Below are 6151 nucleotides of genomic sequence, written 5' to 3' on the forward strand. Positions count from 1 at the left end.
CCGAGGAAATCGAGCTGGCCGTATGAGTAAAGTCCCGAGCCTCTCGTACCTCGAGGTGCTTCGGGCTCTGCAGCGAGATGGCTGGGTGATCGTGCGTCAGAAGGGCAGCCACATTCGCGTGCAGAAGCGCCTTCCCGCGGAAGTGGGCAAGATGTTCATACTGCCTTCCTATCCAGCACCTCACGCGATTCAAAAAAGAACTCGTCCTTGTCACTCCATCCAAAAGTGTAAGATGCAAGTCTTGGGGTAGTCTCCTCCTTTGCATGGACGATGACATCAATACGAAACTCTTTACCGTACAAAGTACGCTCAACTACACATTTAAGAGGAATATGAAGTTCGATCCGCTTTCCTGTCACCACCCCAGTGCTCGTCGTATCAACAATTTCACGAACAACCCCCACGTGGTGTGGCTCCCATGGTGCTAAATCTCTAGGAAACGACGATCCTCCAAGGATGAGCGGTCTATAATCTCCCTTTATTGCGATAGCTGGTTGCCCGTTCGCCACTACAACCTTCTCACAGTAGACCTGCACGTCGGTTAATGGAATAGCACTCTCATTTTTGACGACAATAAAGACTCTCCTAAATGTAGAGGAATTTCCTGCATCGTCATGCTGAATGGTAGGAGGGCTTATGCAGGTGTTATCATTGTCGCTGAACCGTATCGACAACTTTGGAGTAATCAAACTGCAAAGCTTAATTTCCAATTCCAGAGCAGCCTCATGCTGCTTAGACCATGCTCGGTATCCTCCCTCAAGAATCAACAGAACCACTCCAATCCATGCAATTGTTGGCCAAGGGATACCAGAAGGGAAAAAGGAACGTATCTCCTGATCCTTATACTGTGGGAAAAACCAATCTCGAACGGTATCGGCATTTCCCAGCAAGGCAAGTAATACTAAGCCAGTCCACCAGAGAGGCCTCATAAAGGCTTCTCTGTAGAAGGGCTGTCGCTTCGTGACCGACTGCCAGGCCGACATAGGCACGCATTATCTATACAGAAATAAGTGCTGTCCAGTTCGTTATATCGCCCAAATGGGATACAGGAATTAACGCCTTTCCTAGGTTCCTACACCAGCCTATATGTAGAATCCATCAGCAACATGTTGCCAATGTATATGAAAAGTAATCCTGCAGCTTAGCACCGATCTTGCTTTTCGATGTAACCGCGTCAAGAGTAAGAGATTGTGCAACGCAAGATCTAGTGGGTTTACTTTTCCAGAGCATTGGATTAAGAAGTTGCACGTAGCAAGCCGTCTAGTAGCCTTACATAAGTCCGGCCGGTGAATAGGACGAAACTCCAGGGAGCCGACAGACCATCTGAAAATGCACGTGAACTCTATCGTCACATCGCTTTCAGGCACAGCCTCCGCGAGCAGATTCTTCCATATGGCGGTGCAGCCTAAGAGCAGGATGCATTTTGTGGGTTATTGTAGGTGTGCTATCGATGATGCCTTGTCGCGATATCCGCATTGCGATTGTCCATAGAGACGGGCTCTATCGGGACTGTTTGCGGCATTCCTTGGCTCAAACCCAACTGCTCTCGATCGTGCATAGCGCAGACGGACTGGGTCAAGAGACTTGGCAAGCCGTTGTTGCCTGCAGGCCGGATCTCCTCATCATCGATTTTGGTTTGTGCCGGCGGCAAGAGCGTGCCTATCCAAACGAACGGGTAGATGCGTCCTCCCTGGGAATGAAAACCATCGTTGTAGGGGTTCCCAATAGTGAAGACGATATTCTGGCCTGCATTGAAGGCGAAGGAGCGGCCGGGTATCTCTTGATCGACTCATCCCTTGACGATCTCATCAGTAACATTAGAGCCGTCATGAATGGGGAGACGCTGTGCTCCCCACGAGTTGCGAGTTTGGCCTTCGATCGAGTTTCCGCGCTCACACGCCAGATCGAAAGCCGCCAAGTCGGCGAGAGAGCTCGTCTCACAAAACGTGAAACGGAAATCGTGAGACTGATCGACAAGGGTTTGACGAACAAGGAGATCGCGGTTCATCTGCACATCGAAGTTTCCACCGTCAAAAATCATGTCCACAATATCCTCGATAAACTCCATCTGCGCAATCGCTATTCGGCGGTAAAGCATATCAAATCTCACGCGAGCCTCACAGGACGCTGCTAACCCTCAACCTTCTCCCGGACGAGAAGCTTTCCGAGCCTCTCGCGGGTTCCAACTTCATTAGGAAAAGATCTAGATCCTCCGCTCCCTTGTCTAGATCCAAATTCATCCTCAAGATCCATAGGCATCTTGCGACGTTGTGACTCAGGATATATCGATCTGACATGGCGAGGGGTTGTTGGACAAGATCAGAGTGCTCTTGGCAAATCATCCCGTGATGCTGCCTGATGCCATTCGAAGACTGGTGGAAGACCAGGACGACATGGAAGTAGTGGGGGATTGCCGGGGGCCGATGAAGATCCTCCAAGAGACCGGCAGACTGAGCGCGGACGCGGTTATTCTTGCCCGGGAACAGGAGGAGGATCCAGGCCTTTGCAGCCAGCTGTTGGCTGTGTATCCGGACTTAGTCATTCTCAGTGTCACTCCGGACCTGACGTCGGTTGCGACGCTACGGCTCTCCTCGCACCGGCAAGAGTTCGCGGATCTGCATCGGGAAGATATCGTCCAGCCGCTTCGCGCGGCAATTCGAACGGGCAGTCAGCACTAAAGCGCGGTTGAACCAGGACAGCGCCTTGAGGACAAGGCCAACAGTTTAGCGGAGGAAACCAATGCCGACATCACCGACGTATCCGGGTGTTTACATCGAGGAGATTCCGAGTGGCGTGCGCACCATTACCGGAGTCGCGACCTCCGTCGCCGCGTTCATCGGGCGGGCGCTCAGGGGGCCGGTCAACGAGCCGATCACCATCAATAGCTTTGGGGATTTCGAGCGAATTTTCGGCGGCCTGTGGGTGAGCAGCAGCCTGGGATTCGCCGTTCGCGATTTTTATTTGAACGGAGGGGGGCAGGCGGTCATCGTCCGCCTCTACCATGCTGAAAGCGGCACGGGCGCCAAACCGGCGCAAGCAAAGCTCACGGCGGATAGTCTCGGCCTGGAGGCCGCCAATCCCGGCGTCTGGGGAAACAAACTCCGCGTGCGTGTGGATCACAACACACGGCCGCTGGAATCGGGCGAGACCGCCGACAGCCTCTTCAACCTCACCGTGCGAGACGGAGAAACCGGAGCCATCGAAAGTTTTCGCAATATGTCCATTACGGCGGGCCATCCGAGGCAGATCGACAGGGTCTTGCTCAATGAATCCCAACTCGTGCGCTTGACCGGGAATCCGCCGACCGCGCGTCCCGCGAAGAGTAACGATCCCGCGGCCGGCAAAGACCCGTGGGAGGACCATCAACCGGCGACGAACTATAAAGTAGTTGCCGCCGGAGAGGCCTCGGACGGCGCAGCGCTGACCAAAGCCGACGATTTCACACCCTCGAACGCTGAAACCAACAAAAAAGGGTTGTATGCCCTTGCCAAGGCGGATCTCTTCAATCTGCTATGCATTCCCCCTTATCTCGCCGGCGGCAATGTGGACACGAGTCTCATCTCGGAGGCAGCGGTCTACTGCGAGCGCAGACGGGCCATGTTGCTGGTGGATCCTCCGGTCGAATGGACGACGAAGGATCAAGCCAAATCCGGTGTGGCCGGTTTAGGCACGACCAGCAAGAACGCCGCCCTCTACTTTCCGCGTCTTCGCCAGCCGCATGCGCTCAAAGAGAACCAGCTTGAGGAATTCGTCCCTTGCGGCGCGATCGCCGGGATCTTTGCCAGAACCGATGCGCAACGGGGTGTGTGGAAGGCTCCGGCCGGTCTGGAGGCGACGCTGGTCGGCGTGCCGGGCCTCAGTGTGCCGCTCACCGACCATGAGAACGGCGAGTTGAATCCGCTGGGGATCAATTGTTTGCGTGTGATGGCGCCGGCCGGGCCGCTGGTGTGGGGTGCGCGCACTCTTCAGGGCGATGATCGATTTGCATCGGAGTGGAAGTATGTGCCGGTTCGCCGCCTTGCGCTCTTCATCGAGGAGAGTCTCTATCGTGGCACGCAGTGGGTGGTGTTCGAACCCAACGATGCGCCGCTCTGGGCGCAGATCCGGCTCAATATCGGCGCCTTCATGCACAACCTGTTCCGGCAGGGCGCCTTCCAAGGACAAACTCCACAGGAAGCGTACTTCGTGAAATGCGACAAGGAGACGACGACCCAGGCGGATATTAATCTTGGGATCGTCAACATCGTGGTGGGGTTCGCTCCGCTCAAGCCGGCGGAGTTCGTGATTATCAAGCTCCAGCAGATCGCCGGTCAGATTCAGGCATAAGGAGGACCAGCTATGGCCCAGTTCAGCGTCAATGTGCAGCGCTTTGATCCCTATAAGAATTTCAAATTTCGCGTGAAGTGGGATGGCCGGTATGTCGCGGGTGTCAGCAAAGTTGGGGCGCTCAAGCGCACGACTGAGGTCGTGGAGCATCGGGAAGGCGGTGATCCCAGTACCGGCCGCAAGTCACCGGGACGGACGAAGTACGAGGCCATCACCTTGGAGCGGGGTGTCACGCACGATCTTGAGTTCGAGAAATGGGCTAACAAAGTGTGGAACTTCGGGGCCGGCCTGGGGCGGGAAGTGTCGCTCAAGGATTTCCGCAAGGACATCATCATCGAAATGTACAACGAAGCGGGCCAACTCGCCTTTGCCTACAAGGTCTACCGCTGCTGGGTGTCCGAGTTTCAGGCGCAACCCGATCTGGATGCGAATGCGAATGCCGTGGCGATTCAAACCATCAAACTCGAAAACGAAGGTTGGGAACGGGATCGGGACGTTCCCGAACCAGTGGAGCCGACCTTGTCGGTCTAAAGCGCCATGCGCGGACTTTCAACGCCGGAACTGCTCTCGATCTGGGACCAAGGCCATGGGTTGTCGCCCGGCGGCCGAGCGATGCTCGTTCTGACAACAGCCTGCCCGGAATACACGCGCCGGCACATGGATTCGTTCAGCATCGGAGAACGGGATGCCCTGCTGGCCCACGTCCGCGCACGCACGTTTGGAGGAGCTGTCCAGGCTATCGTCACCTGTCCCGCCTGCGGAGCGATGGGGGAAGTGACCGTCGATGTGCGCTCGGTCTTTCCTGACGCGGCACAGCCCGGGTCACGTAATGCAATTTCCCGCCTTCCCATGCGGGTCGCCGCCGGTGACTTCACCGTGCAGGCTGTCGCACCGACTGTTCGAGATGTCGAAGCGATCGCCTCAACCGAAACTCAGGAGGAGGGCGTCCGGATGCTGTTGCGGCGCTGCATTCTCCGAGCGGAGAAGCGGGGTAACCACTGCGAAGTGGACGATCTTCCCCGGGAGATCTGCGCTCTTCTCGAAGATCGTATGGCGGAAGCCGATCCACAAGGAGACGTGCACCTTTCCATACGCTGTCCAGGCTGCGATCATCATTGGCCTGTGCCGTTCGACATAGTGACGTACTTTTGGAGCGAAATTCATCTGGCGGCCAGACGGCTACTCCGAGACATTCATGTGTTGGCCTCCGCCTACGGGTGGAGAGAATCGGACATTCTGACGCTGAGCGAGGCGCGACGGCGCATCTATCTGGAAATGGTCTCGGGATGAGTCATTACTTGAAGAATCTCGTGAGACGAAGCCTCGGAGAGGCGGACGGCCTGTATCCCCGTCCAGAGACCCGATACGAATCCGTCCGGGAGAGAGCTGCCGTGGAGTTTTCGGAATCCATGAAAAAGCCGTCGTCCCAAGATTTTTCGTCGCGGATTTCTCCGATAGAGACCGAGACCGTACATGTCGAGAGCATCATTGAGCGCGATAGACAGACGGATGCGAGCCTTCCGAGTGAGCCACGGCGTGATGAGTTTGGGCGTGAGTTGATCAGGCGGACGCGACAGGATCAATCCGGACTCTTCGGCGAAGAAACCGATGGGGACGAAATTGCCAAGAAGGCACTGGGATATCCTTATCGACCACTCCACGAAGTTTCGGAGGAAGGAGCAGCAAAATTCGTGTCCCCTGTTCCTCGCCAGAACACCGCGGTATCGGATCATCGCGAGGCCAATGCGGCTCCTATAGCGCAACGATCGGAATCCCTCCCTGCATTGTGTGGCGGCACGATTCAGCCGGCCACCGTGGAGCGTCA

The 6151-nt window shown here is 56.0% G+C and carries 8 protein-coding genes; 7 read left to right on the plus strand and 1 reads right to left on the minus strand.

Annotation, left to right across the window (positions count from 1 at the left end; translation table 11 throughout):
* Positions 1-22: 22 nt before the first annotated feature.
* Positions 23-250: a type II toxin-antitoxin system HicA family toxin gene (locus ACOSYY_RS00005; protein ID WP_421660167.1), complete on the plus strand. Its 228-nt coding sequence runs from the start codon at positions 23-25 to the stop codon at positions 248-250.
* On the opposite strand, the gene ACOSYY_RS00010 is transcribed toward ACOSYY_RS00005, so the two are convergent.
* Positions 156-929 (minus strand): hypothetical protein, encoded by a 774-nt coding sequence (locus tag ACOSYY_RS00010; RefSeq protein ID WP_421660168.1) that lies wholly within the window; start codon positions 927-929, stop codon positions 156-158. The two genes, ACOSYY_RS00005 and ACOSYY_RS00010, sit on opposite strands and share 95 nt — an antisense overlap.
* A 521-nt stretch (positions 930-1450) precedes the next feature.
* Between ACOSYY_RS00010 and ACOSYY_RS00015 the strand changes: the two genes are divergently transcribed.
* From ACOSYY_RS00015 to ACOSYY_RS00040, 6 genes are all read left to right on the plus strand, one after another.
* Positions 1451-2134: a LuxR C-terminal-related transcriptional regulator gene (locus tag ACOSYY_RS00015; RefSeq protein WP_421660161.1), complete on the plus strand. Its 684-nt coding sequence runs from the start codon at positions 1451-1453 to the stop codon at positions 2132-2134.
* A 175-nt stretch (positions 2135-2309) separates the two neighbouring features.
* Positions 2310-2678 carry a helix-turn-helix domain-containing protein gene (locus ACOSYY_RS00020; RefSeq protein ID WP_421660162.1) on the plus strand — a complete coding sequence of 123 codons (369 nt, stop codon included), beginning with the start codon at positions 2310-2312 and terminating at the stop codon, positions 2676-2678.
* Positions 2679-2739: 61 nt separating this feature from the next.
* Positions 2740-4326, plus strand: coding sequence for a phage tail sheath family protein (locus ACOSYY_RS00025; protein ID WP_421660163.1), 1587 nt, complete (start codon positions 2740-2742; stop codon positions 4324-4326).
* Positions 4327-4338: 12 nt separating this feature from the next.
* The gene (locus tag ACOSYY_RS00030) at positions 4339-4857 is read left to right on the plus strand and encodes a phage tail protein (RefSeq protein ID WP_421660164.1); all 519 of its coding nucleotides are present in this window, start codon (positions 4339-4341) and stop codon (positions 4855-4857) included.
* A 6-nt stretch (positions 4858-4863) separates the two neighbouring features.
* Positions 4864-5616 (plus strand): T4 family baseplate hub assembly chaperone, encoded by a 753-nt coding sequence (locus ACOSYY_RS00035; RefSeq protein ID WP_421660165.1) that lies wholly within the window; start codon positions 4864-4866, stop codon positions 5614-5616.
* Positions 5617-5735: 119 nt separating this feature from the next.
* The coding region (locus ACOSYY_RS00040) for a hypothetical protein (RefSeq protein WP_421660166.1) at positions 5736-6151 on the plus strand (416 nt) is incomplete at its 3' end.

Source organism: Nitrospira sp. BLG_2 (assembly GCF_049222245.1).

Bases quoted from the DNA above. Each gene is read 5' to 3' on its own strand.
- ACOSYY_RS00015 (WP_421660161.1), top strand. From the start codon at position 1,451: ATGATGCCTTGTCGCGATATCCGCATTGCGATTGTCCATAGAGACGGG.
- ACOSYY_RS00035 (WP_421660165.1), top strand. From the start codon at position 4,864: ATGCGCGGACTTTCAACGCCGGAACTGCTCTCGATCTGGGACCAAGGC.
- ACOSYY_RS00030 (WP_421660164.1), top strand. From the start codon at position 4,339: ATGGCCCAGTTCAGCGTCAATGTGCAGCGCTTTGATCCCTATAAGAAT.
- ACOSYY_RS00005 (WP_421660167.1), top strand. From the start codon at position 23: ATGAGTAAAGTCCCGAGCCTCTCGTACCTCGAGGTGCTTCGGGCTCTG.
- ACOSYY_RS00025 (WP_421660163.1), top strand. From the start codon at position 2,740: ATGCCGACATCACCGACGTATCCGGGTGTTTACATCGAGGAGATTCCG.
- ACOSYY_RS00010 (WP_421660168.1), bottom strand. From the start codon at position 929: ATGAGGCCTCTCTGGTGGACTGGCTTAGTATTACTTGCCTTGCTGGGA.